The organism is Paenibacillus pasadenensis, from assembly GCF_002864175.1.
GTDB lineage: Bacteria > Bacillota > Bacilli > Paenibacillales > Paenibacillaceae > Paenibacillus_O > Paenibacillus_O pasadenensis.
The window spans coordinates 1,041,073-1,066,917 of the sequence record NZ_NFEZ01000003.1; the positions used below are offsets into that span (position 1 = coordinate 1,041,073).

Sequence of the window (25,845 nt, forward strand, 5' to 3'; positions counted from 1 at the left end):
ATACAGATAAAAACCCGTTTCCCGACCTGCCGAAGCGCTGCTTCAGCGGAAGGGGAAACGGGTTTTTACGTTGGAATCCAAGGCGCCCCTCCAAGCCGGCACGCCCTAGCCCCGTAGGAAGACCGCCCCGATCGCCAGCGCGCCGAGGATGCCCCATACGGCGTTGAGCTTCAGGTACTGCACGAGGATGAAGAACGCCGCCGCGATCAGGAACGGCATGAAGTTCAGGAAACCGGAGCTTTCCTTGAAGGCGAACTTCGAGAAGTCGTACGCCAGCATCGCCATCATGACGAAGATGACCGGCTGAATGCCCCGGATCATGCCCTTGATGACGGGGTTGCCGCTCAGCTTGATCATGATGCCCGAGAGCGCCACCATGACAAGCGCCGTCGGCAGCACGACCGCGACGAGCGCGACGGCGCTGCCGGCCACGCCCGCGACCTTGTAGCCGATGTAGGCGGCCAGCTTGGTCGCGATCGGACCGGGCAGCGCGTTGCCGAATGCGAGCGCCTTGCCGAATTCGTCGGTCGTCATCCAACCGTATCGGCCCACCACCTGATCCTGATAGATCGGAATGATCGACGGTCCTCCGCCGTAGCCGAGCAGCGTCGCCACCCCGAACGAGTAAAAGAGATTCCATAATGTCGCCAGCACTCGTGCTCGCTCCTTTCTATGCCGCGCCCGAGGGAAAAGCCAGCCAACCAGCTGATCGCCAAGGCGTCTGCTCGCAAGCAGCCTCTGGGCTTGCCAGCTGATCGCCAGGGCGTCTGCTCGCAAGCAGCCTCTGGGCTTGCCAGCTGATCGCCAAGGCGTCGGCTGGTAAGCAGCTCTAGGCTCACCAGCCGATCGCCAAGGCGTCGGCTGGTTGGCAAACCCTAGGCCTACCAGCCGATCGCCAGGCCGTCGCCGCGCGGGTCGGCGGCGCCGGTCATGAGGCCGTCGGCGTCGATGACGATGCCCTGAGCCTGGCCGGTGACGCCGTCCCAGGCGTCGACCAGCTCGACCCGGTGCCCCCAGCCGCGCAGCGTCGCGGCCGCGCCGGACAGGCCGCGGTTTTCCAGCTTGAGGCTGTCGCTGTCCTGCCCCCACGTCCGGCCGTAGATCCAGCGCGGCAGCGCCAGCGCCTCCTGGACGGTGCAGCCGTAGTCGATCAGGCCGGTGATGACGGACAGCTGCGTCTGCGGCTGGCCCTCCCCGCCCTGCGAGCCGACGAGCGCCCACGGCTTGCCTCCGCGCAGGATCATCGCCGGCATGAGCGTGTGGAACGAGCGCTTGCCCGGCGCCAGCACGTTCGGAGCGGACGGATCGAGCGAGAAGAACGAGCCGCGGTTCTGCAGCAGCACGCCGGTGTCCTCGGGCATGTAGGCCGCCCCGAAATCGTAATACAGACTTTGGATAAAGGAAACGGCGTTGCCCTCGCCGTCGACGACGGCGGCGTAGGCGGTATCCTGGCCCATCGCCGGCGACAGATGCGGAGCCGGATTCGGGAAGCTGCGGCCGATCTCGTCGTACAGATGGCGGGCGTACGACTTGGACAGCAGCCGCTCCAGCGGAATATGCGCGAAGTCCGGATCGGTCAAGTAGCGGTCGCGGTCGCGGAACGTCTTTTTCACCGTCTCGGCCATCAGATGGTAGAACGCGGCCGAATCGCGCGGGATCTCGGAGAGGTCGGCGTTCTCCAGCACGTTCAGCATCATCAGCGCGGAGAAACCCTGCGAGTTCGGCGGCATCTGATGCACCTCGCAGCCGCGATAGCTGACCGACACGGTCGGCACCCACTCGCCGCGATGGGCGGCGAAGTCCTCGCGCGTCAGCAGCCCGCCGTCCCGCTCCATCCCAGAGACGATGCGCTCCATGACCGTCCCCGTATAAAAGCCGTCCCGGCCCGCCGCCTGCAGCTCCCGCAGCGTGCGGGCGAGATCCGGCTGGACGAGCCGCTCGCCGGTCCGCAGCAGCCGGCCCTGCGGCAGGTAGACGGCCGCGAGCGCGGGGCAAGCCGCGAGCTCGCGCTCGCCGATCCGCATCCAGTGCTCGAGGTTGCGCGAGATCGGGAAGCCCTGCTCGGCATACTGCGCCGCCGGCTCCAGCAGCTCCTCCCACGGCAGCCGGCCGCCGCGCCGCCACACCTCCCACCAGGCGTCGACCATGCCTGGCACGGTGATGGAGCTGCGCACGCCGCGCTGCGGAATCGCCGTCTCCCCGGCATCCGCATAAACGGACGGCGTCACCTGGCTGCCGGCGCGGCCGCTGCCGTTGTAGCCGGCCATCTCGCCGCTCGCCGCGTCGTAGAGCATGAAAAACGCGTCGCCGCCGACGCCGGTCATATGCGGGTAGACGACGCCGAGCGCCGCGCTGATAGCGACGGCCGCATCCGCCGCGCTGCCGCCGCGGCGCACGATGTCCCGCCCGATCTCGCTGGCGATGTAATGAGGCGTCGCGACCATTCCCTGGTAGCCCATCGGCATGACCGGCTTCATACGCTTCCCCCCTCATAGATGTCGAGCGCCGCCTGCACCGCCGCGCCGGCCTTGAGCTCCGCGCCGTGGCGCAGCAGCACCGCCTCCAGCGCGCCGAGCAGCAGCAGCACGTTGCGCTTCGAGCAGCTGTAGCCCATCGTGCCGATGCGCCAGATGCGGCCTTTGAGCGGGCCGAAGCTGCTGGCGATCTCGATGCCGAACTGCTCCAGCAGCATCGATCGCACCGACTCGCCGTCAATGCCCTCGGGGATCTCGACGCAGGCGACGACGGCGAGCTTGCATGCCGGATTGCCGTACAGCCGCTGGCCCATCGCCTCCAGGCCGGCGACGAGCGCCGACTCATGCAGCCGATGGCGGGCGAAGCGCTCCTCGAGCCCTTCCTCCAGCACGATCCGCACGCCCTCGCGCAGCGCGTACAGCATCGACGTCATTTCGGTATGATGGTTGAGCCGCGCCGGGCTCCAGTAATCCTGCAGCTGGCTGAGGTCGAGGTAGTTGCTGCGGATGACGCTGCCGCCGAGCTCGCTCGCGGCAGGCGGCTGCAGCGTCGGCGCGGCGGATGCGAGGGCGGCCGGACTCAAACTGCCGACGGCGGGCAAGGCGGCAAGGCCTGCCGGCGCAGCTGCTGGCGCGGCGGAACCGGAAGCGGCCGCGCCGTCTGCCGCCGGCTCGGACGGAGGCTGCAGCCCGCGCTCGACGCGCTTGCGGCGGAGCAGCTTCGCCTCGGCGCGCTCGTTGTAGGTGATCGGGGCCATGCCGGACGGCACCGACAGGCATTTCTGCGCGCCGCCGACGACGGCGTCCAGGCACCAGGCGTCGGTCTCGACCGGCACGCCGCCGAGCGTGGCGACCGCGTCGACGGCGATCAGGATGCCGCGCTCGCGGCAGGCTTTGCCGATGGCCTCGAGCGGCTGCACGCGGCCGGTCGACGTCTCGCCGTGCACGATCGCCACCAGATCCGGACGGCAGGCGTCGATCGCCTCGATCACCTCCTGCGGCTCGAATACCTCGCCCCAGGGCTTTTCGATCGTATAGACCTCCGCCCCGAGCCGCTGCGACAGCTCGGTGAGCAGATGGCCGAAGCGCCCGAAGATCGGCACGAGCAAGCGGTCGCCCGGCTCGATCAGCCCGGCGAGCACCGCCTCCAGGCCGGAGCGCGACGTGCCGTCGACCGGATACGCCCAGCGATTGTCCGTGCGGAACAGCTCCCGCAGCATCTCCATCGTCTCGTTCATGATGGCGGTGAACTCCGGATCGAACTGCCCCAGAATCGTATGGCTCATCGCCCGCAGCACGCGCGGGTCGGCTTCCACCGGCCCCGGCGTCATGATCGTCCTCGGCGTCGGCGACAGGTCGGCGTATCGTTTCATGGCACTCTCTCCTCGTAGGCAAGCTCGTATAGCGCATCGATCAAAACCGCCAAGCCTCCGGCCAGCTGCGCCTCCTCCGTAAATTCCAGCGGAGAGTGGCTGATTCCGGCCCGGCTCGGCACGAACAGCATCGCCGCCGGACAAATCTCCGACAGCAGCTGGGCGTCATGCCCGGCTCCGCTCGCCATGCGGCGGACCGCCAGCCCGCGCCGGCCGGCCGCCCGCGCGAGCCGGTCGGCCAGCTCCGCGTCCATGCGCGCAGGCGGCGCGTCCATCCACAGCTCGCCCTGCAGCTCGAGGCCGCGCCGGGCGGCGATGCCGTCCAGCTCCTCCAGCAGCTCGCGGCAGAACGACTCCAGCGCTTCGGCTTCGTCATGCCGGACGTCGAGCGTGAACCGGACGCGGCCTGGCACGACGTTCGGCGTGCCGGGCTCGGTCTCGAGCCGCCCGACGGTGGCGACCATCGGCTCGCCTCGGCGGACGGCCGCCCGCTCGGCGGCCAGCGCCATCTCCGCCGCCCCGGCGAGCGCGTCGCGCCGCAGCGGCATCGGCGTCGTGCCGGCATGGTTCGCTTCGCCCGCCACCGTGAACGTATAGCGGCGCTGCCCGACGATCGCCTGCACGACGCCGATCGGCTCTCCGCTCCGCTCCAGCACGATGCCCTGCTCGACATGCAGCTCGACGAACGCATCCAGGTCATCGCGCCGCGGATGCGGCTGCTCCGGGCGGCCGAAGCCCGCCGCAAGCATCGCCTGCTCGAGCGTCTCGCCGTCCGGATCGCGGTAGAACGAGGCTCCCTCGAGCCCGTAGCGGCCGACCATCGTGCCCGAGCCCCAGTAGGAAAGCGGGAAGCGGCTGCCCTCTTCCTCGCACAGCGACACGACCTCCAGCGTCCGGCGCGGCGGTCCGCAAAAGCGCTTCAGCGCCGCCAGCGCGGCGATGCCGGCGGCGACGCCGTAGGCGCCGTCATAGTGGCCGCCGCGGCGCACGGTGTCGATATGGGAGCCGGTCAGGACGACGCGGCTCCCGCCGTCCGTCCCGGGCAGCCGGCCGAACAGGCTGCCCGCGCGGTCGAAGCGCGGCTCAAGGCCGGCTGCGGCGAGCCGCCGCTCCAGCAGGCGCTGCGCCTGCAGCCAAGCGTCGTCGTACAGCAGGCGCGTCACGCCGAGCGCGCCGGCCGGGCCGATCAGGCCCTGCGGCGCATGCGGCGTCCCGGACGCCTCCACGGCGGATGCAGCGCCCGACGCTGTTGGCGGCACGGCCGCTGTTGGCGGCACCGCCGCTGTTGGCGGCACCGACGCTGTTGGCGGCACCGCCGCTGCGCCTGCCGCTGCGCTCGCCGCCTGGCCCGGCGCTTGCGCCAAGCCCGCTCCTCCAGCCGCCTCGGCGGCGGCCGCCGAAAGCTGCGCCGCCGCCGTCCCGAGCGGGTCCGCCGTCGCCGCGTTCGCGGCGCTTTCCGCGCCGATCCAGGCCAGCTCCCGCAGCAGCTCCATCATGAAGGAGGCTGCCTGCTCCATCTGCTCGCTTGTCAGCGCCATCCGCGCTCCCTCCTCTCTTCCGCTTTCAGCGTCCGCCGAACGCTCCGCCCGTCCCGGCCTCGGCGGCTTGCCGCCGCTCTGCCGGCGCCCCCAGGCCGCCAGCGGTGCGCACGCCTCCCGCCGGCACGACGCCGCCGTCCAGCGAGTAGACGACCTGTCCGCGCAGCAGCGTGCGGACGACCCGGACGTCCATCCGCATGCCCGTGTACGGGCTATTCGGATGCAGGTACTGCAGGTGGCCGCTTTCCAGCGTGTAGCCCGCGCTGCGGTCGATCAGCGCCAGATCGGCGTCCTTGCCGACGGCGATTCCGCCCTTGCCGGTCAAGCCGAAGCGCTCCGCCGGCGCCCCCGCCAGCACCTGCGCGAGCCGGCCGGCCGGAATGCCGCGCCGCAGCCCTTCGCCGAGCACGAGCTCGACCGTGCTCTGCGCGCCGGAGATGCCGCCCCAGGCGTCGAAAAAGCTCAGCCCCGGCCCCGCCTTCAGCTCGATCGGGCTCGGGCTGTGGTCGGAGGCGACGAGGTCGATCTTGCCTTCCGCCAGCTGCGCCCACAGCCGCTCGACGCTTTCGGCGTCCCGCAGCGGCGGCGCGCATTTGGCCACCGGCCCGATCCGGGCCATGTCGTCCGCCGTCAGCATCAGATAATGCGGGCATGTCTCTACGGTCACGTCCAGGCCGTCCCGGCGAGCGCGGTCGATCCGCTCCACGCTGTCCGGATGGCTGATGTGCACGAAGTGCAGCCGGCAGCCCGTGAGCTCCGCGTAGAACAGCGCCCGGTGCACCGCCTCCAGCTCCGCCACCGGCGGCCGCGAGGCGGCGAAGTCGAGCGCCCCGACGCGGCCTGCCCGCCGCATCGAATCGCCGAGCGCGGTCGTCATGCTGTCGTTCTCCGCATGCAGCGCCAGCACGCCGCCGAACGAGGCGATGCGCCGCATTCCTTCGTACAGCGTCCAGTCGTCCGCCTCGACGAAGCGGCCTTCGCCTTCTCCGCCCGGCTTGGAGACGAACGCCTTGAAGCCGACGACGCCGGCCTCCGCCAGCGGCTCCAGCTCCTCGAGCTTGCCCGGGACGAGCCCGCCCCAGAATGCATAGTCGACGGCGGAGCGGCCTTCGGCGCAGGAGGCCTTGAGCGCCAGCGCCGCCCGGTCGACCGTCGCCGGCAGCCCGTTCAGCGGCATGTCCGCGTAGGCGGTCACGCCCCCGGCGGCGAGCGCGGCGGAGCCGGTCGGGAACCCTTCCCAGTGGCCCATGTTCGGCTCGTTGAAATGCACGTGGACGTCGACGCCGCCCGGCAGCACGAGCAGCCCCGACGCGTCGACGATGTCCGCCCCGGCCGCGTCCAGCTCCGGGCCGATCGCGGCGATCGCTCCGCCGGCGATCGCGATGTCCAGCCGCTGCGGCTCCGCGGCGTCCGGCAGGACGATGTCGCCGCCCTTGATCACCGTTGTCCAGCCTGCGGCCGGAAGGTCCGTCTTCTCTCCCATGATGTTCGCCCCTTTCCTAACCGCTGATGACGGCAGCGCCCGCGGCCCGCCTCGCTCAGCTGCCCCGATAGCTGCTGTACCCGCCCGGCGCGACGATCAGCGGCACATGATAATGCTGCGAGCCGTCGGCGATCGTGAAGCGGATCGGCACCTGCTCCAGGAACGCCTCTCCCGCCGCAGCGGCCGCGCCTGCGCCTGCCGCCGCTGCCGCCGAGCGGAAATACGCGCCGGCCTCGAACAGCAGCTCGTACGTGCCGGGCGTCAGCTCCTCGCCGGCCAGCAGCGGGCCGTCGATGCGGCCGTCGGCATTGGTGACCGCCTCGCGCAGCAGGCCGGCCTGCCCCTCTCCGGCCAGGCGCGTCAACGTCAGCGCCATGCCTGCCGCCGGGCGTCCTCTGGACGTGTCCAGCACATGCGTCGTCAATCTCCCTCCGCCCATCTCGCTCCTCCTCCCTGCCTAGTCCGCGATCAGGTCCGCCAGCCGAAAGCCGGTGATGCGCCCGATCTCCCGCAGCGCCTGCTCCAGCTCCGCCTCGCGCTCCCGCGGCGTCCGCTCCTGCAGCGCCTGCAGGATGCCGTCCTTGTCCTTGCCCTTCACCGCGAGGATGAACGGAAAGCCGAACCGCTCCACATACTGCCGATTGAGCGCCGAAAACGTCTCGTACTCCTCCGGGCTCAGCCGGTCGAGGCCCGCGCCCTGCTGCTCGGCGACGGAATGCTCGCTCATCGCGAGCCGCGCGCCGAGATCGGGATGCTGCCGCAGCAGCGCCAGCACCGCTTCCTCGCCGGCCTCGCGCACGGCCCGCTCCATCGCGGCATGCAGCTCTTCCCGGCCGGCATACGGCCGGCCCGCCGCGGCCCGCTCGGCGACCCACGGCGAATGCTCGTAGATGCCGCCGAGCGTCTTGGCGAACGCTTCCGGCGTCATCGCGTTCAGCTCCGCGATCGTAACCTGCCCGCTCATGTCCAGTACCCCGCGTGCACGGCGACGATCGCCTCGTCCAGCTCCTCGAACGGCCCGATGACCGTCACCGGCTTCTGGCCGGCGGCGAACACCTCGCGGCACGGCAGGTCGAGCGTCGGATTCTGCTCGTCGTCGCCGGTCAGCTCCAGCAGCCTTTTCTCGCTGATGCCGTACACGACGGTGCCGACATTGCCCCAGTAGATGGAGCCCGAGCACATCGCGCACGGCTCGACGGACGTGTACAGCGCGCAGTCCCACAGGAACTTCTTGTCGTAAAGGCCCGAGGCGCGCTCCATCAGCGTCGTCTCGGCATGGCCGGTGCAGTTGCGCTCGGTCACCTCGATGTTGCCCTGCTCCAGCAGGATCTCGCCGTCCGGGCCGACGAGCAGCGCGCCGAACGGCGTATTGCCGGACTCGCGCGCCGCCTCAGACACCTCGACGACCCGCTTGAGATAGCGGATATGGTCTCTGTCGCTCATGGCGATCTCTCCTTTTAAATCAGGTTCGCGTCAGGCTCGCCGGCCGAAGCCCGGCATACCGCGCGGAAGATGCTGCCGTAGCCGGTGCAGCGGCAGATGTTGCCGGCCAGCGCCTCCTCCGTCTCGGCCCGGGACGGGCACGGATTGGCGGCCAGCATCGACGTCACGCTGACGACCATGCCCGGCGTGCAGTAGCCGCATTGGAATCCGCCTTCCTCAAGGAAGGCGCTTTTCACGCGCTCGGCCCGTTCGTCCCGCAGCCCTTCGATCGTCACGATGTCGGCCTCCTGGCATTGGTAGGCGGACAGCAGGCAGCTGTTCATCGGCTCGCCGTCCACGAGCACCATGCAGGCGCCGCAGCGGCCGATCTCGCAGGAGCGCTTCGTACCGGTCAGGCCGAGGTCCTCGCGGATGACCGCCAGCAGGCGGCGCGACGGGTCGACCCGCAGCTCGCGCCGCTGCCCGTTCAGGCGGAAGCGAAGCCAGAGCGGACCGCCCGCCGGCGGCGCTGGCGCGGCTTCGGCCGGCGCGAGCATGGCCGGCGCAGCATCGGCCGGCGCAAGCTCGGCCCGCGCAGCATCGGCATCGAGCCGCTCCGGCGCCAGCACCGCTTGCGCCGACGCCAGCTCCGCCAAAGCGGAGGCGGCGCCTTCTTCTCCGGCCGCGACCGGCGGCTCCGGCGCCGGAGCGCCGGCCGGCATCTGCATGGCCGCGGCCTCCGGGCCGGCTTCGGCCGGCGCCTCCGTCCCGCGACGGGCCGGCTCCGGCGTTTGCGCCGCAGCCTGCGGCCCGCTCGCGGCCCGCTCCGCCTGCCGGCGCCGCTCGGACTCCGACTCGCCGATGGGGTAACGCTTCTTGTCGTCACTCATCGCATCCGCCTCCTTTCGCCTGCCACTCGGCGCTCCATGGCTGCAGCAGCACGCCGGGCTCGAGCGGCAGCTTGCGCACCCGCACGCCGACCGCGTCGCGGATCGCGGCCGTGATCGCCGGGGCGAGCGCCACCGAGCCGATCTCGCCGACGCCGCGCGGACCGTACGTGTCGTCCTCCGGCAGCTCCTCGATCGCCTCGACCGTCAGCCGGCCGACATCGGCGGCCGACGGCACGAGATACGTATCCAGGTTGCGCGTCGCGTAGCGCCCTGCCTCCATGACCGCATCCTCGCTCAGTGTGAAGCCGAGCGCCATCGAGGCGCCGCCCTCGATCTGTCCAAGATATCCCTGCGGATTGGCGACGGGACCGGCGGCGACGGCATGATGCTGGTCGGTCACCTTGACCCTGCCGCTCAGCAGGTCGACCTCGACGCGGGCGGCGACGGCAGCGTACGTGTACAGGAAATGCGCGCCGACATGCGGCTTGCTCGTAGTCGGGTAGTGGAACGTCGTCTCGCAGACGATCGGGTCCGCCGCCGTCCGGCGCGCCAGCTCCGCATACGCGGCGACGAGCCCGCCGCCTGCGTCCCAGACGCCGCCCGCGCCGACGCGCAGACGATCGGCCGGAATGCCCGACGCCTCGGCTGCCGCTTCCGTCAGCCGCCGCGTCAGCTCCGGACGCAGCCGCCGCAGCGCCATCCACATCATGCTCGTGGCGCGCGAGGCGGTCGACGAGCCGCTGTTGGGGACGATATCCGTGTCGCCGATGAGAATGCGGAAGTCGTCCGGCGCGAAGCCGAACTGCTCGATCAGCATGCCGCTCAGCGTCGCGATCAGCCCTTGGCCGAACTCCTCGTAGCCGAACACCGCCTCGATGACGCCGTCCGCCGCCAGGCGCAGAATGCCGCCCGCCGGGTCCGGGATGCCGAAGCCGAGTCCGGCTCCGTGCATCGTCAGCGCCGCGCCGTAGCCGACGCGCACCCACGGAGGCGGCGCCGGAGCCGCTTCGGCGCCTGCCGCGCTCTCCGCCTGCGCTGCGGCCCGCGCCGCATTCGACGCCGCCGCAGCCCGCTTATCCGCCGGCAGAGCCGCCTCCGCCTCGCCGCTCCGCGCAGCCTGCCCGCCGGCGCCCGCCTTGGCGCCGTGCCGGGACCGCCACAGCGGCGAGCGCTCCAGCGCCTCCCACACCTGCCGCGCGCCGTCGGTCGGCGCGATCGGCTGGCCGAGCGGTCCGGGATCGGACGGCTCGCGCATGTTCATCCGCCGGAATTCCCACGGGTCGATGCCGTGAAGCTCCGCCAGCTCGTCGAGCTGGCTTTCCAGCGCGAAGATCGCCTGGTTGCCGCCGAAGCCGCGGAATTCGCCGGACACGCCGTTGTTCGTGTACACCGCATGCCCCTCGACATCGAGCATGCCCCAGCGGTACGGCCCGATCACATGCTCGGTCGAGAAGTTGAGCACCTCCGCTCCCAGCGTCGCGTACGCCCCCGTATCCGACAGGATGCGGGCGCGATGCGCGAGCAGCCGCCCGGACCGGTCCGTGCCGGTGCGCATCGTGATGAGCATCGGATGGCGCTTCAGCCCCGCCCGCACGGACTCCATGCGCGAGTTGTGCAGCCGCACCGGACGCCCGGTCTTGAGCGCGAGCAGCGAGCCGTACGGCTGCACGTTCAGCTCGTCCTTGCCGCCGAACGAGCCGCCGATCGGGCTCGACACGACGCGGATGCGCTCCTCCTCCCAGTCCAGCATGCGGGCGAGCTGCATCCGGTCCATGAGGCCGTGCTGCGTCGCCGAGTAGACGGTCAGCCTGCCATCCGCTTCCGGGATGAACAGGCCGCCCTCGGTCTCCATATAAGCGTGCATCTGGCGAGGCGTCGCATACTCCCTCTCGACGACGAACGCGCACTCGGCGAACAGCGCCTCCAGCTCCTCCGGCTCGCCGGTGCGGTACTCCGTGCGATGCAGCAGATTGCCGTCCTCATGCAGCTGCGGCGCGTCCGGCAGCAGCGCGAGGCGGGGGTCGGTCAGCGGAGGCAGCGGCTCGTACTCGACCTCGATCAGCTCCAGCGCCAACGCCGCGATCTCCGGCGTGTCGGCGGCGACCGCCGCGACAGCGTCGCCGACGTAGCGCACCCGGTCGCTGCACAGCGCCGGCTGATGCGGAAAAGCGATGCCGAACCGGTTCAGCCCCGGCACGTCGCGATGGGTGATGACCGCATGCACGCCCGCCAGCGCCTCCGCCCGCTCCGTGCGGATCGAGCGGATGAGCGCATGCGCGTGCTCGCTGCGCAGCACTCGCGCCCACAGCGTGCCGGGACGGCTCATGTCCGTCAGGTACGCCAGGCTGCCGTCCACCTTGGCAGCGCCGTCCGGACGGATCCGCCAGCGCTCGCCGCTTCCTTCCCGGGTCAGGATCATCGCCGCTCTCCTCCTCTCGCTGTCCATCCTTCCCATACCGCCGCCGCGGCCAGATTGGCCGCGCAGCGCCGCCGATAGTCCGCATCGGCAAAAGCGTCTCCCGCCGGCGCGTACTCCGTCAGCGCCGCCTCGAACGCGGCCGCCGCCGCGCGGGCGGCATCGCCGCTTGCGGCCAGCGCCGCGAGCGCCGCCCGCTCGGCGAGCCGCAGCCGCTGCGGCGGAGCGGAGCCGCCTCCGGCCGCGAGCCGCAGCCATGCGCCGGGCGCGCCAACGGGCGCGGCCGGGCCGCCCGCCGCCGCGACGCAGACGAGCGCCGGCGTGAACGACTCGCGGCGCCCGATCTTGCGCCAGGCGTGCCAGCGGCCGCCGCTCGCATGCCCGCCGCTGAAGTCAGCGGCGCAGGCTCCCTCTGCGCCTCCGGCTCCGGCGCCATTGCCGCTAGCGGCCCGAGCTCTGCCGCTCCCTTCGCTCGCGCCGCCCGCCTCGCCAGCCGCGCCGGCAGCGCCGGCAGCTCCGCCAGGCGCCGGCAGCGTCACCGCCGCCAGCAGGCGGCGCTCCGGAGCCGCTCCGGCCCGGCGCTCCTCCAGCCAGGCCTCGAGGCTCTGCCCGGCGAGCGAGGCGCCGTCGTACCACTCCAGCTCCGCGTCCAGCGCGAGCAGCGCCGGCAGGCTGTCGCCGACGGCCGACGCGATGTTGCCGCCGAGCGTGCCGAGATTGCGCACGCCCGGCGCGGCGATCATGCGCAGCGCCTCGCGCAGCAGCGGCCAGCCGGCGCTCGCCGGCGCCTTCAGCACGGCCGACAGCGTCGCCTGCGAGCCGATGCGCAGGCTGCCGTCCGGCTGCGGCCCGATGTCCGCGAGTCCGCCGATCCGGCGCAGGTCGAGCAGGACGGACGGCGGCGCCAGCACGCCGTTCTCCCATTGCGTCCGCAGCAGCGTGCCGCCGGCGACGGGCAGGGCGGCGAAGCCGTGCCTCCACCGGAGCCGCCAGGCTTCTTCCAGCGTGGCCGGCTGCAGCAGCAGCGGCCCGGCCGTTTCCTTCAAGCTCATCCCTTTTCCCCCTTCGCCCTCATGTCCTATCCGATCCGATCGCCGCTCTCTACGCTACAGCCGCTGCTCGCGGATATACGGCAGGCCGAGCGACTCCGGCGAGCCGGACGGCTTACCGCGTCCTCTCCAGCCGAGGTACATGAGCACGAGGATCGTCACGACGTACGGGATCATCTTGAGGAAGTACGACGGAATAAGCGAGCCCTCCAGCTGGATGCGGAAGCCGATCGAGTCGAGCGCCCCGAAGAAATAGGCGCACAGCAGCGCGCGCAGCGGGTTCCAGCGGGCGAAGATGATGAGCGCGACGGCGATCCAGCCGCGGCCGGCGGTCATCCCTTCGTTCCACGTCGGGGAGTAGACGAGCAGCATGTTCGCTCCCGCGAGCCCGATCAGCACCGCCCCGCCGACGACGTAGGCGTAGCGCGCCGCTTGCACGGGAATGCCCATGACGTCGGCGGTCGCCGGATTGTCGCCCATCGCCCGCAGATGCAGCCCCCACGACGTGCGGTGGATGAGCAGATGCAGCCCGAGCGCGAGCGCGAAGCTGATCCAGGTGAACCAGTCAAGACGGCCAAAGATCGGCCCGAGGAACGGCACGCCGTCCAGGAACGCCAGTTCAAGCCTCGGAAAAGCGCCCGGAAGCGGCTGGCCGGCGACCGGCTTGCCGAGATAGGCGCTGAGGCCGGCGCCGAACAGCGTCATCGCCAGCCCGCTGACGATATGGTTGGCGCGCAGCGTGACGGTCATGAACGCATGCACGAGGCCGAGCGCCGCGGACACGAGCACGACGGCGGCGAGCGCCGCCCAGAGGCTGCCCGAGCGGATGTAGACGAGGCAGGCGCTGACCGCGCCCATGAGCATGATGCCTTCCGTGCCGAGCTGGATGATGCCGGCGCGCTCGCTCAGGATGCCTCCGAGCGTCGCGATCAGCAGCGGCGTGCCGGAGGCGATCGCGGCGGCAAGCAGCAGAGTGATGAAGTCCATGTCAGGTTCCTCCGATCGGGATTAGGCGGCGCGACGGATGCGAAAGCGTGCGGCCATGTCGCCGGCGATGAGGCAGAACAGGATCGCGCCCTGGATCATCGACGAGATCGACGACGGCATGCCGATCGTCTGCACGCTGTAGCCGCCGACGATGAGCCCGCCGAACAGGAACGACGTGACGAGCAGGCCGGCCGGATGCAGCTTGGCGAGCCAGGCGACGATGATCGCCGTGTAGCCGTAGCCCGGCGAGATGCCGTACATGAGGCGGTGAGACACGCCCGCCACCTCCGCCATGCCGGCGATGCCGGCGAGGCCGCCGCTAACCGCCATGACGATGAGGATATGCTTGCGGATGTTGATGCCGGCTCCGCGCGCGGCGTCCGGATTGGCGCCGATCAGCCGCAGCTCGTAGCCCCAGCGGGTGTAGCGGATGAGGACGGCGTACAGGGCGACGGCGCCTACGGCGAAGACGAGGCCCAGATGCAGGCGCGTGTCGCCGAGCACCGGCAGCATTTGGTTGTCGCCGAACATCGGCGTGCCGGGGAAGTTGAAGCCCTTGGGATCCTTCCACGGGCCGAAGACGAAGTAATTGAGCGCCAGCAGCGCGATGTAGTTCAGCATGAGCGAGGTGATGAGCTCGTTGACCTGGAAATACGTGCGCGGAATGGCCGTGAAGAGCCCCCACAGCGCGCCCGCCGCGATGCCCGCGAGCAGCATCGCCGGAATCGTCAGCCAGAGCGAAAGCCCCGGCAGGTAGATCGTGATCGCGGTCGCGCCCATCGCGCCGGCGAGCAGCTGCCCCTCCGCGCCGATGTTCCAGACGGAGATGCGGTAGGCGATCGAGACGCCGAGGCCGCACAGCAGCAGCGGAATCGCCTTGACGAGCGTCTCGGTCAAGCCGAAGCTGGAGCCGAAAGCGCCGTTCATCATCTTGGCGTAGACGGTGAGCGGGTTCATGCCGTTGGCGGCGATGAAGACGGCGCAGATCAGGAGCGCCGCGACGACCGAGACGATCGGCGTCCACCACGGGGAGCCCTTGCCTGCCGGATCGAGCTCGAAGCGCAGCGGGAAGCGCGGCTTGCGCGCCGCTCCCGGCGTCGATGCGGCTGCGGCCGGACTGCCCGGCGCCCCTCCCGCGAGGCTCGCCGACGCCTGGGCCGCCTGCCGGGCCGGAGCGAGCACCGCTTCGAGTCCCGCCGGGCCGGATGTTGGATTCATACGATGGCCTCCTTGCCGTCAGGATCAGGTTGGTCCGGCTGCCGGAGAGCCTCCTCGGCCCCGGCGCGTCCCGCCGCCGCCTCCTCCGCGCCGCCGGAGCCGGTCATGAGCAGGCCGATGCGCTGGCGGTCCGCCTCGTCATGCGCCATCTCCCCGATGATGCGCCCGCCGAAGACGACGAGCACGCGGTCGGACAGCTGCAGGATCTCGTCGAGATCCTCGGAGATGAGCAGCACTCCGCTGCCCGAGGCGCGCAGCTCCATGAGCATGCGATGCACGCTGTCGGCCGCCCCGACATCCAGCCCTTGCGTCGGATGCACGGCGACCATCAGCTTGGGCCGCATGCTGATCTCGCGGGCGAACAGCAGCTTCTGCTGGTTGCCGCCCGAGAGCATCCGCACCGGCGTATCGAGGCTCGGCGTGCGCACGTCGAACTGCTCGACGAGCGACTGCGCCCAGCGCCGGTTGGCGCCTCCCCGCAGCAGGCCGAGGCGCGAGCGCTCCGGGCCGCGGTACGATTTGGAGAGCAGGTTGTCGGCGATCGCCAGGCTGCCGGCAAGGCCGCTTTTCATCCGATTCTCCGGAATATGCGCGATGCCCGACTCGATCGCCTCCAGCGCCGACGCCCGCTTCCAGACCGCGCCGTCAAACTCGATCTCTCCGCCGGACCAGGGATGCAGGCCGTTCAGCACCTCCGCCAGCTCCTTCTGCCCGTTGCCGGCGACGCCGGCGATGCCGACGATCTCGCCCTTCCTCACCTCCAGGTCGAGCCCGTCGAGCGCCTTGCGCCCGCCGTGGCCGAGCGCCTTCAGCCCGCGCAGCGCGAGCAGCGGCTCCATGCCGGCCGGCTCCCGCTCCTTGCGCTGGAGGACGACCTCCTTGCCGACCATCAGCTGCGCCAGCTGCCGCTCGTCCGTCTCCTCGCGGGCGAGCGAGGCGATCATGCGCCCCTTGCGCATGACGGAGATGCGGTCGGCGACGCTCATGACCTCCTTCATCTTGTGCGTCGTGATCAGGATCGTCTTGCCCTCCGCGCGCATCTGGCGCAGCGTGGCGAACAGCTGCTCCGCCTCGCCCGGCGTCAGCACCGAGGTCGGCTCGTCGAGGATGATGATGTCGGCGCCGCGGTACAGCGTCTTGACGATCTCCACCCGCTGCTGCTCGCCGACCGACAGCTGCCAGATCGGCCGGTCGACCGGGAAGCCGAGTCCGAAGCGCTCGGCCAGCTCGGCGATCTCCTTCGTCTTTCTCTTCATCCAGCCGGCGCCGCGCCAGAAGCCGCCCTTTTCGCCCAGCACCATGTTCTCGGCCGCCGTCAGCGTCTGCACGAGCCGGAAGTTCTGGAACACCATGCCGATGCCGAGCTCGGCCGCCTCCTTGGGCGAGCGGATGCGGACCGGCCGGCCCTGGATCCGGATCTCGCCCTCGGTGGCGCGGTACACGCCGGACAGCATGCACATCATCGTGCTCTTGCCGGCTCCATTTTCCCCGAGCAGGGCGTGGATCTCGCCCCGCTCCGCCGTGAAGTCCACCTGATCGTTGGCCGTCACGCTGCCGAAGCGCTTGACGATCTTCCTCATCTCCACCGCTGGATGGGTGCTCATCGCCTCAATCCGCCTCCTTGAAATGCAGCTCGCGCGCCTCCCCGGAAGCGGCTCAGATCCCTTCTGCAAGGGATCTGAGCGCTGCTCCGGCAGGCCGCAGGAAAGGCCGTCAGTTCGGGATCGTTCCCTCCACGCCTTTCACGAACCAGTTCATGTTCAGAATCTCTTCCATCGTCAAGGACTTGCCCGCCTCGACCTTGGCCGCTCCGCTCTGATCGCTGATCGGGCCCTGGAACACGTCAAGCGCGCCTTCCATCGCCTTCTTGTGCTGCTCCTCGACGAGCGCCTTGACGTCGTCCGGCACTTTGGCGCCGAGCGGCGCGAGGCCGACCATGCCGTCCTGCATGCTGCCCATGTACTGCTGGCTCTTCCACGTGCCTTCCATGACGGACTTGACGACCATCGTGTAGTACGGCCCCCAGTTCCAGACCGGGTTCGTCATGTACGTGTCCGGGGCGAAGCGGCTCATGTCCGAATCGTTGCCGCCGGCGAAAGCTCCGCGCTCCGCCGCCGCCTGGATCGTCGCCGGGCTGTCCTGGTACGCCATCAGCACGTCCGCGCCTTTGTCCAGCAGGCTGACCGCCGCCTGGCGCTCGGTCGTCGGATCGAACCAGGTGTTGGACCAGACGACGCTCACCTTGGCGTCCGGGTTGACGCTCTGCGCGCCGAGCGCGAAGGCGTTGATGTTGTAGATGACCTCGGGAATCGGGAAGGCTCCGACGTAGCCGATCTGGTTGTTCTTCGTCAGCTTGCCGGCCGCGATGCCGGACAGGTAGCTCGCCTCGAAGTTTTTGCCGAAGAACGTGCTCATGTTGTCGTTCGTCTTGTAGCCGGCCGTATGCTCGAAGATGACCTTCGGGAACTTCTTCGCGACGTTCAGCGTGTAGTCCATGTAGCCGAAGCTCGTCGTGAAGACGATGTCGTGGTTTTGCGCCAGCTCGGTGATGATGCGCTCGGCGTCCGCGCTCTCCGGCACGTTCTCGACCGTATCGGCCTTGAGGCCGGTCTGCTCTTCCATGTATTGGCGGCCTTTGTCATGCTCGTACGTCCAGCCGCCGTCTCCTGGAGGACCGATGTAGACGAAAGCGACGCGGGGCTTCTCGATTTTCGGCATCGTGCCGCCTTCGCCGCCTGCGTTCTCGCTTGCAGTTCCGGCGTTCGCCGCTGCGCCGCCGTTCGACGCTTCGTTGCTGGGAGCCGCCGCTCCATTGTTCGAGCTGCCGCCTCCCGCGGAGCATCCGGCTAGCGCGAGCATGACCGCCACGCATAGCCATATGGCGCTTTTGAACGTTCTGACCCTCTTTTTCATCCTTATCCTCCTTTAAATGCTGCGCGTCCGATAATGGCCGGACGGCGCAGGATGTGCTGGAAGTACGGGCATTCGGCGCTTTGCCGCGCTGCCATGTCTTCCACTATAGGAGGCGGTTCGTTTTTACGTCAACTTACCTCACATATATTTGTGCATGAATGGAAATGGATCGGCTTTCATTGTGCGCGGCGCACGAAAATACGTCGGAACGGTTGCCGAAACGATTTATTCCGGCTCTTCTTTGCGTTATATGCATGTCATATTTATGCATGGGTGCGGGAGCGTGGCGAGCGCAGGGCAGGCGCGAGTGGGCGCCGGACGGGCGCGGGATGGGCGCGGGGTGGGCGCGGGATGGGCGCGGGGTGGGCGCGGGATGGGCGTGGGATGGGCGCGGGATGGGCGCGGGATGGGCGCGGGATGGGCGCGGGATGGGCGCGGGATGGGCGCGGGATAGGCGCGGGATAGGCGCGGGGCAGGCCCGGGGTGGGCGCGGGGTGGGCGAGGGGTGGGCGCGGGGCGGGCTCCCGCTTCGCTTGCCATCTGCAACCCGATCAAGCATCTTGCCCGTCACCATCCGTCCGGACAGCTGGTCGATTTTCCCGCTCAACTCCGCCCGTTTGGATTTCCACGCCCCCGCTAACCCGATTTTTTCGACTTATCGCCTCGGCTCCGCTCCTCCGGCTCTCTAACCCGATTTTTTCGGGTTACAGCCCGCCAACTTCGCTCCGACGGCTCTCTAACCCGATTTTTTCGGGTTACAGCCCGCCAACCCTGCTCCGACGGCCCGCTAACCCGATTTTTTCGGGTTGCAGCCCGCCAACCCCGCTCCGACGGCCCGCTAACCCGATTTTTTCGGGTTGCAGCCGCCAACCCTGCTCCGACGTCTCTCTAACCCGATTTCTTCGGGTTACAGCCCGCCAACCCTGCTCCGACGGCCCGCTAACCCGATTTTTTCGACTTATCGCCTCGGCTCCGCCCCTCAGACCGCCTGCTTACTCGGGTTTTCCGCGTAACTCCGACGTCGGGACACCTGTTTGAGCACAGTTACTCGGATTTTCCGCGCAACTCCGACGTCGGGACACCTGTTCGAGCGCAGTTACTCGGATTTTCCGCGCAACTCCGACGTCGGGACACCTGTTCGAGCGCAGTTACTCGGATTTTCCGCGCAACTCCGACGTCGGGGCACCTGTTCGAGCACAGTTACTCGGATTTTCCGCGCAACTCCGGCGTCGGGACACCTGTTCGAGCACAGTTACTCGGATTTTCCGCGCAACTACATCGCTGGATAGATATAGCGTCAACGCAAAAACAGCCCCGGCGACCGCGGCTGTTTGGAGGATGTACGTTTTTCGTTTTGTTGGAGTCTTTGCGTCTGAACCGGCGCATGAAAGCCTCAGCTTCGTTCCGCCACATCGCGCTCTACCGCTTCATGGACGAGCAAAAACAGCCTCTGCCCGACTAAGAACGTCTTGTAGTTCCGTTGCGATCGCTCAGGCGATGCCGCTGCGGCTTGAGTACATCTGCTCCCAGGCTTGCCGCAGCCGCTTCAGCTCCTCCGGCGTATCCGCGTCGAGCAGCATCTGCTCCGGCACATCGTGGAGCGCATCGCCCTGGAACGTTGTGTCCCGCAGGAGCTTGCGGGCGCCTTGATCGCCGCTCAAGCGCCAGACGGCGTCGAACATCGTGGAGCGAAGCGCGACAGGAGGCACGGGCAATCCGTCGGCGCCGGCGCAAGCCGTCCAGTCCAGCTCTGGACGCTCCGCCAGACGAGCCAGGAGGCGCCGCATCAAAGCGGCGTCCGCGAAAGGCTGATCCGCAAGCGCGATCAGGACCGCGTCTAGCCTCGGCTCATCGCCGCTGCTGCCGAGAGCGGCTGCGAGGCCGCAACGAAGCGAATGCGCCATGCCCTGATCCGCGTCGGGACATGTCACCCGCTCGAGCGGCGGCCAGCAGCCGGCCGGATCGGGCCGCGCCGCCCCGGCTCCGCTTGGAAGCCATGTCCCGTCGTCGCCGGGACGCAGCACGGCCACCACCCGCTCGACTCCGCTCGCCGCCAGCTCGCTCAGCACCGCCGAGCCGAGGCTGACGCCCGGCGCCAGCTCGCGGGCCGGCTTGGCCCCGCCCATGCGCGAGCCTGCGCCGGCCGCCAGGCAAATCGCGACCGCTCGCATAAGCGGCTTGCCTCCTTCCACCTGGCCGGGGCCTTCTGCCTGGATTCCGATCCTGTTACCGATCCTGTTGCCGATCCTGTTGCCGATTCCGTTACCGGTCCCGATCCCGTTCCCGATTCCGCGCTCGTTTCCTGTACCGGTTCCGATCCCGTCTACGCTCCAGGTGCCGACCACGCTTCCGCTCGTCGGCCCGTTGCTGATTCCGGCTCCGATCCCGCGTCCGATCTGTCCCGCCGTCGCCATCAGCCGCCGCCTCCCTCGGCGATGACGCGACCCGGCTGCAGCAGGCAGCTATCCGCCAGGAGCCCGGCACTACCGTTGGAATAAGCCGCGTCGGAGCTCCTGCCGCTCGCGAGCGCTGCCGTCCCGACGTCAGCGCCGCCCACAGCCGCCTTCACGCTCCCTCCCGTCAGCGCGACGCCCGCAGCCGCCTTCACGCTCCCTCCCGCCAGCGCGACGCTCGCAGCCGCCTTGCCTTCCTCGCGCATGCGCTCCAAGGGCACGGCCGCGGCCGGCTGCCGCGTCAGCGCCAGCTGCGGCAGCGCGCCGCGCCGCCGCACGGCAACGAGCTCCGCCGCGATGCTGAGCGCGATCTCCTCGGCGCCGTCGCCGCCGATGTCGAGCCCGACCGGACCGGAGATCAAGCCCGGATAATCGAGGCCGTCCCGCAGCAGCGCGATCCGCCGGCGGGAGCCGAGCACGCCGGCATAACGCGGCGGCGCCGCCGCCAGGCGCTCCAGCAGCTCGCGCTCAAAGCGGAGCCGATGGCTGCACAGCAGCACATAGTCGGCCGTGCCGATGCGCAGCGCGTCCAGCAGCTCTGCCGGCGAGCCGATGCGCAGCTCGCAGTCCGGGAACCGCCCCGGCGCGCACATCCCCTCCCGCCAGTCGGCGACGACGACGCGGAAGCCCGCGCGCAGCGCCAGCTCGGCGATCGGGATGCTGTCGTCTCCGGCGCCGAACAGGATCAGCCGCGGGCGCGCTGCCAGATGCGTCACATAACGGACGACATTCTCGTCGCCTGCCTCCGCCGGACAGAGCGGCTGATCGAGCAGCCGGTAGCCGATGCGTCCCGGATGCAGGCGGCGCTCCAGCCACCGGTCATCCTGCAGTCCCGCCGCCTGCCGCAGCACGTCCGCCAGCTCGCCCTCGATCCGCTCCAGCAGCACCGTCAGCGAGCCGCCGCAGCCGGTCGCCTCGCCCCACAGCAGATCGTCCGGCGAGCTCATGTCGTAAAGCACCCGCTGCCAGCTCGGCTCCCCGCCTGCGCCGCGCTCCGACTCATCCAGCAGCATCTCGGCGCGCTGAGCCAGATCCGCCTCCAGGCAGCCGGGACTGACGCTGCCGCGGCGACGCCCATCGCGGCCGAGCAGCATGCACGCGCCCGGCTTGCGATACGAATGGCCGGCCGCCTCCACGATCGTCGCCAGCACGAACGGCTCCGATCCGTTCCAGCCTTCCAAAACCCGTCCTGCATCCATGCCTGCTCCCCCTCTCTGCGCTCTAGGTCGCCTTGCGCCGCCCAGGCGCGCGGCCGGACGCATGACCAGCCGGATGATCCCCCGCCGCCGTCTCGGCCTCCGCCCGGGCCGCCTTGCTCGGCACAGCCGACGCCGGCAGCGCGCCGAAGCCGCGCAGTCGGAACGCCAGCTTCAGCCGCAGCAGGTCGTCCGTCTTCTTGAGGTCGACGCCGAGCAGGTCGCTGATCCGCTCCAGTCGATACGAGGCGGTATTGCGGTGGATATAAAGCTTCTTGGCCGTCTCGGCCAGCTGGCCGTCCTGCTCGAGATACACCTCGAGCGTGCGCAGCATCTCCTGGCTGTACTCCGGCTCCTTGCGCAGCAGCCCCTCGAGCACCCGGTCGCAGTAGGCGGCGATGCGGCTTGCGGGCACGTCCTCGAACAAGGCCGCCAGCTCCATCCGCCGGGCAGGCACGACGGCCTCGGACACGCCCCAGCGGCGCGCCATGCGCAGCGCCTCCTTGAGCTCCGTCCAGGCGCCGGCCAGCGCGGCTTCCCCGATGCGGCGGCTGCCGACGACGACTCGCGCCGCGCCGCCCGATTCCTTGCGCAGGCTCGCCGCGCATGCGGCCAGCTGCGCCTCCAGCTGCTCGCCCGCCGCCGGCTCCGGGAACAGCGAGAGCAGCCCTTCCTCAAGCCGCACATGGAGCGCGCCGCAGCGCCCGAGCTGCGGATGCCGGGCATACTCGAGCCGCGTCCGCTCCAGGCGCGCCTCCCACGCCGCCTCGTCCGGCGCCGAGCCCGCATCGGTCAGCACGGGCACATACGCGCCGGAGATGGCCGCCGACTCCGCCGTACCTCCGTGCGCCGCCAGCTCCGACGCGGCGATGCCGCCCTCCAGATAGCTGCGGACGAGCGCCTCGTAGCTGCGCGCCGCGCTGCCGGCGGCCGCGTGCCGCGCTTCCAGCTGGTAGGCGATCAGCTGCGCCGCCTGATGGAACAGGCTTTCTTCCAGCGTCGTGAAAAAGGGCTCCTCCGTCACGAAGCAGGCAAAGCCCTGGACGTCCTGCCCGGCGCCGCCTTCCGTCTCCAGCGGAATCCGGCAGCAATGCCACCCGTCGCCCTTCGTCCACGGATGGCGCCCCGCCGTCCACGGCCAGCCCTGCAGCAGCGCCGCCGCCTCGACGCGGCTGGAATTGTAGATCATCTCGCCGCTGCGGTCGACGACGGCGAGCGGATAGCCGACGACGCCGGCGATCTCGTCAAGCAGATGTCGGATCGGATCGCTCTGCATGGCGAAGCGCATCAGCTGCTTCTGCTTGTCGAGCGCCGCCTGCAGGGCAGTCGTGCTGCGCTGCATCTCCGCCCGGTACAGCCCGTTCATCTGATCCGAGAACGTGTAGGCGTACGGAAGCTCGATGAGCGGGAATCCGAGCTCGTCGGCGGCCGCGATCAGCTCCGCCGGAATTTGCGGCCAGAAGCGTCCCGGCTTGATGCCGAGTCCCGACGAGCCGCGGCGCTCGAGCTGGCGCAGCAGCCCCGCCCCGCCCTCCGGGTCGTCCTTGATGAGGTAGCCGGTCGTCAGCAGCATCTCGCCTTCCTTGATCCAATCCCAGATGTCCGGCGCATCCATGACGTTGACGGATTTCACGATCCGTCCCTTGCCTGCGGCTCCCGCTACGAGCCTGCCCTCCGACAGCGGAAATACGGACATCGCCTCTTCGACCGTCATATGCATGCTTGCCGCCTCCTCGTTCTTGCCTGGCCGGTCGCCCTCTCCCGGCCGCGAGATCCATTCTAATGTTAGATTATCTAACATTATAGGCTTCCGAGGGCAAGGCAACAATGGTTTTTTAGCGGAAATCCATTCGGGCTCCTAACCGCAGGCTATAACCAGCTATTCCTATTTGCAATTAGGCAGATCGCCGCCGCTTCGGCATAATGAAGCCTATATTCGAGACAGGCGAACGGCCTGCAACAGGAGGTTGGAAGCAATGGGCAGCACGGTGAAGAGCAGCAGCCTCGGCTATCCCAATATCGGGGAGAATCGGGAATGGAAAAAGACGCTGGAGGCGTTCTGGTCCGGCAAGATCGAGGAGCCGCAGTTCCAGCAGGAGATGGAGGCGATCCGCCTGGAGCGGCTGCGCCGCCAGCAGCAGTCCGGCCTCGACCTGATTCCGGTCGGCGACTTCACGTTTTATGACCGCGTGCTGGACACGGCGGCGATGTTCGGCATCGTGCCGCAGCGCTACGGCTACGAGGGCGGCGAGGTGCCGCTCGCGCTCTACTTCTCGATGGCTCGCGGCAACGCTTCGGCGACAGCCTGCGAGATGACGAAGTGGTTCAACACGAACTACCACTACATCGTGCCCGAGCTCGGCGGCGCCGAGCCTGCCCTGACGGCCAACCTGCCGCTGCAGGCGTACCGCGAAGCCAAGGAGAAGCTCGGCATCGACGGCAAGCCGGTGCTGATCGGACCGCTGACGTTCCTCAAGCTGTCCAAAGGCTACGCCGCTGCCGAGACGGACGCCTGGCTGGACCGCCTGCTGCCGCTGTACGGCCAGGTGCTGGCCGAGCTCCAGGCGGCCGGAGCCGCGTGGGCGCAGCTCGACGAGCCGGTCGTCTGCGGCGATCTCGCCGAAGGCGACGCGGCGCGACTGCGGCGCATCTACGCCGAGCTGGCGAAGGCCGCTCCCGAGCTGAAGCTGATCGTGCAGACGTACTTCGACGCTCCGGACGACTACCAGGCGCTGACAAGCCTGCCGGTCGCCGCCATCGGCCTCGACTTCGTCCATGACCGCGGCCGCAACCTACAGGCTATTGCCGAGCACGGCTTCCCGCAGGAGCTGACGCTCGCCGCCGGCATCCTCGACGGCCGCGGCATCTGGCGCGCCGATCTCGACGCGGCGCTGGCGCTCGTCCGCCAGCTGCAAGCCGTCGTGCCGGCCGAGCGCCTGCTGCTGCAGCCGTCGTCCAGCCTGCTGCATGTGCCGGTCTCCCTGGCCGGCGAAGCGAAGCTCGATCCGGCGCTGCAGGGCGCGCTGGCCGGAGCCGACGAGAAGCTCGCCGAGCTGGCGCTGCTCGCTTCTGCCGCCTCGCTCGCAGCAGACGAGCAGGACGAGACGGTGACGGCCGGCTTCGCCGCCAGCCGTGAAGCGCTCGCCGCGTTCGACGCGCTGCCGGAGCGTCGCGTCGCGTCGGTGCGAGCGAGCGTAGAGCAGCACGGCGGCAAGCGCTCCGAGCGGACGAGCGCATTCGCCGAGCGCCGCGTCGAGCAGCAGAAGCGCTGGCAGCTGCCGCTGCTGCCGACGACCACGATCGGCAGCTTCCCGCAGACGGCGGAGATCCGTTCCGCCCGCGCCAAGTGGCGCAAGGGCACGCTGGACGAAGCCTCCTACGAGACGTTCATCCGCGATCAGATCCAGGACTGGATCTCGCTGCAGGAGCAGATCGGCCTCGACGTGCTCGTGCACGGCGAGTTCGAGCGCACCGACATGGTCGAATTTTTCGGAGAGAAGCTTGCCGGCTTCGCCTTCACGTCGAACGGCTGGGTGCAGTCGTACGGCTCCCGCTGCGTGAAGCCTCCGGTCATCTACGGCGACGTCGACTTCGTCGACCCGATGACGGTCCAGGAAACCGTCTATGCGCAGTCGCTCACGAGCAAGCCGGTCAAAGGCATGCTTACCGGCCCGATCACGATCCTCAACTGGTCGTTCGTGCGCAACGACCTGCCGCGCAGCGAGGTGGCGCTGCAGATCGCGCTCGCGCTCCGCAAGGAGGTGGCCGAGCTGGAAAACGCCGGCATCGGCATGATCCAGGTCGATGAGCCGGCGCTGCGCGAAGGGCTGCCGCTCAAGAAAAGCCGCTGGCCCGAGGAGCTGCGCGCCGCCGTCGACGCCTTCCGCCTTGCTACGACCGGCGTGACGGATACGACGCAGATCCATACCCATATGTGCTATTGCGAGTTCTCCGATATCATTGATACAATTCGCGACCTGGATGCCGACGTCATCTCGATCGAGACGTCCCGCTCCCATGGCGAGCTGATCCACAGCTTCGAGGAGAACACCTATGAAAAAGGCATCGGCCTCGGCGTCTACGACATCCACAGCCCGCGCGTGCCGTCCGTCTCCGAGATGGTCTCGATGATCGAGCGCTCCCTGCGCAGCCTCGATCCCGAGCTGTTCTGGATCAATCCGGACTGCGGCCTCAAGACGCGCGGCCGCGAAGAAACCGCCGCCTCCCTCCACAATATGGTCGCCGCCGCGCGCGAGATCCGCTCGTCCAAGCGGCTCGCGGCAAGCTCGACCTGATCGCCGCCATCCTCGTCAGCTGGAAATCAAGCTGAGACGGACCGTCGTCCTCCCCGATTCGATCGGGTGGGTCGGCGGTCTCTTTTTGTTCGCTTTTCGAGGAAAGCAAAATCGGTAAGAACGAAAGAAAACTTAAAA

19 protein-coding genes are annotated in these 25,845 nt (G+C 69.3%); 1 reads left to right on the forward strand and 18 read right to left on the reverse strand.

What is annotated here, in order from left to right:
- Nucleotides 1–105: 105 nt before the first annotated feature.
- The 18 genes from B8V81_RS08180 to B8V81_RS08275 form a co-directional block, all read right to left on the reverse strand.
- Nucleotides 106–654, reverse strand: a complete 549-nt coding sequence (locus tag B8V81_RS08180; protein WP_028598498.1) for a chromate transporter — start codon at nt 652–654, stop codon at nt 106–108.
- Between the two features lie 227 nt (nt 655–881).
- Nucleotides 882–2,477 carry a gamma-glutamyltransferase gene (gene ggt, locus B8V81_RS08185; protein ID WP_101808111.1) on the reverse strand — a complete coding sequence of 532 codons (1,596 nt, stop codon included), beginning with the start codon at nt 2,475–2,477 and terminating at the stop codon, nt 882–884.
- On the reverse strand, nt 2,474–3,847 hold the full coding sequence (locus B8V81_RS25720) for a pyridoxal-phosphate-dependent aminotransferase family protein (RefSeq protein WP_244912730.1): 1,374 nt from the start codon (nt 3,845–3,847) through the stop codon (nt 2,474–2,476). Before B8V81_RS25720 ends, ggt begins: the two co-directional genes overlap by 4 nt.
- Nucleotides 3,844–5,385: a Zn-dependent hydrolase gene (locus B8V81_RS08200; RefSeq protein WP_101808112.1), complete on the reverse strand. Its 1,542-nt coding sequence runs from the start codon at nt 5,383–5,385 to the stop codon at nt 3,844–3,846. Before B8V81_RS08200 ends, B8V81_RS25720 begins: the two co-directional genes overlap by 4 nt.
- A 25-nt stretch (nt 5,386–5,410) precedes the next feature.
- Nucleotides 5,411–6,868 (reverse strand): allantoinase AllB, encoded by a 1,458-nt coding sequence (gene allB / locus B8V81_RS08205; protein WP_101808113.1) that lies wholly within the window; start codon nt 6,866–6,868, stop codon nt 5,411–5,413.
- A 55-nt stretch (nt 6,869–6,923) separates the two neighbouring features.
- Nucleotides 6,924–7,307 (reverse strand): hydroxyisourate hydrolase, encoded by a 384-nt coding sequence (gene uraH / locus B8V81_RS08210; protein WP_101808114.1) that lies wholly within the window; start codon nt 7,305–7,307, stop codon nt 6,924–6,926.
- 18 nt (nt 7,308–7,325) lie between these two features.
- Nucleotides 7,326–7,832 carry a 2-oxo-4-hydroxy-4-carboxy-5-ureidoimidazoline decarboxylase gene (uraD, locus tag B8V81_RS08215; protein ID WP_101808115.1) on the reverse strand — a complete coding sequence of 169 codons (507 nt, stop codon included), beginning with the start codon at nt 7,830–7,832 and terminating at the stop codon, nt 7,326–7,328.
- Nucleotides 7,829–8,311 carry a nucleoside deaminase gene (locus B8V81_RS08220; protein ID WP_101808116.1) on the reverse strand — a complete coding sequence of 161 codons (483 nt, stop codon included), beginning with the start codon at nt 8,309–8,311 and terminating at the stop codon, nt 7,829–7,831. Before B8V81_RS08220 ends, uraD begins: the two co-directional genes overlap by 4 nt.
- Nucleotides 8,312–8,325: 14 nt before the next feature.
- Nucleotides 8,326–8,847, reverse strand: a complete 522-nt coding sequence (locus B8V81_RS08225) for a (2Fe-2S)-binding protein (RefSeq protein ID WP_101808249.1) — start codon at nt 8,845–8,847, stop codon at nt 8,326–8,328.
- 325 nt (nt 8,848–9,172) lie between these two features.
- Nucleotides 9,173–11,599, reverse strand: a complete 2,427-nt coding sequence (locus tag B8V81_RS08230; RefSeq protein WP_101808117.1) for a molybdopterin cofactor-binding domain-containing protein — start codon at nt 11,597–11,599, stop codon at nt 9,173–9,175.
- Nucleotides 11,596–12,648 (reverse strand): FAD binding domain-containing protein, encoded by a 1,053-nt coding sequence (locus B8V81_RS08235; protein ID WP_043111183.1) that lies wholly within the window; start codon nt 12,646–12,648, stop codon nt 11,596–11,598. Before B8V81_RS08235 ends, B8V81_RS08230 begins: the two co-directional genes overlap by 4 nt.
- Nucleotides 12,649–12,702: 54 nt before the next feature.
- A complete protein-coding gene (locus B8V81_RS08240) occupies nt 12,703–13,632 on the reverse strand; it encodes an ABC transporter permease (protein WP_028598491.1) in 930 nt (309 codons plus the stop codon).
- A 21-nt stretch (nt 13,633–13,653) separates the two neighbouring features.
- Nucleotides 13,654–14,850 (reverse strand): ABC transporter permease, encoded by a 1,197-nt coding sequence (locus B8V81_RS08245; protein WP_101808118.1) that lies wholly within the window; start codon nt 14,848–14,850, stop codon nt 13,654–13,656.
- Entirely contained in the window at nt 14,847–16,454 is a 1,608-nt protein-coding gene (locus B8V81_RS08250; RefSeq protein ID WP_101808119.1) for an ABC transporter ATP-binding protein, read from the reverse strand. The genes B8V81_RS08245 and B8V81_RS08250 overlap by 4 nt, the downstream gene beginning before the upstream one ends.
- 109 nt (nt 16,455–16,563) lie before the next feature.
- Nucleotides 16,564–17,763 (reverse strand): BMP family ABC transporter substrate-binding protein, encoded by a 1,200-nt coding sequence (locus B8V81_RS08255; RefSeq protein WP_244912731.1) that lies wholly within the window; start codon nt 17,761–17,763, stop codon nt 16,564–16,566.
- Nucleotides 17,764–19,253: 1,490 nt separating this feature from the next.
- Nucleotides 19,254–19,934, reverse strand: coding sequence for a nucleotidyltransferase family protein (locus B8V81_RS08265; protein ID WP_164820157.1), 681 nt, complete (start codon nt 19,932–19,934; stop codon nt 19,254–19,256).
- A 242-nt stretch (nt 19,935–20,176) separates the two neighbouring features.
- On the reverse strand, nt 20,177–21,415 hold the full coding sequence (locus tag B8V81_RS08270) for an XdhC family protein (protein WP_052333099.1): 1,239 nt from the start codon (nt 21,413–21,415) through the stop codon (nt 20,177–20,179).
- A 22-nt stretch (nt 21,416–21,437) separates the two neighbouring features.
- A complete protein-coding gene (locus B8V81_RS08275) occupies nt 21,438–23,132 on the reverse strand; it encodes a PucR family transcriptional regulator (protein ID WP_084136958.1) in 1,695 nt (564 codons plus the stop codon).
- Between the two features lie 256 nt (nt 23,133–23,388).
- Between B8V81_RS08275 and metE the strand changes: the two genes are divergently transcribed.
- Nucleotides 23,389–25,707, forward strand: a complete 2,319-nt coding sequence (gene metE / locus B8V81_RS08280; protein ID WP_101808121.1) for a 5-methyltetrahydropteroyltriglutamate--homocysteine S-methyltransferase — start codon at nt 23,389–23,391, stop codon at nt 25,705–25,707.
- The last annotated feature ends 138 nt before the right edge of the window (nt 25,708–25,845 follow it).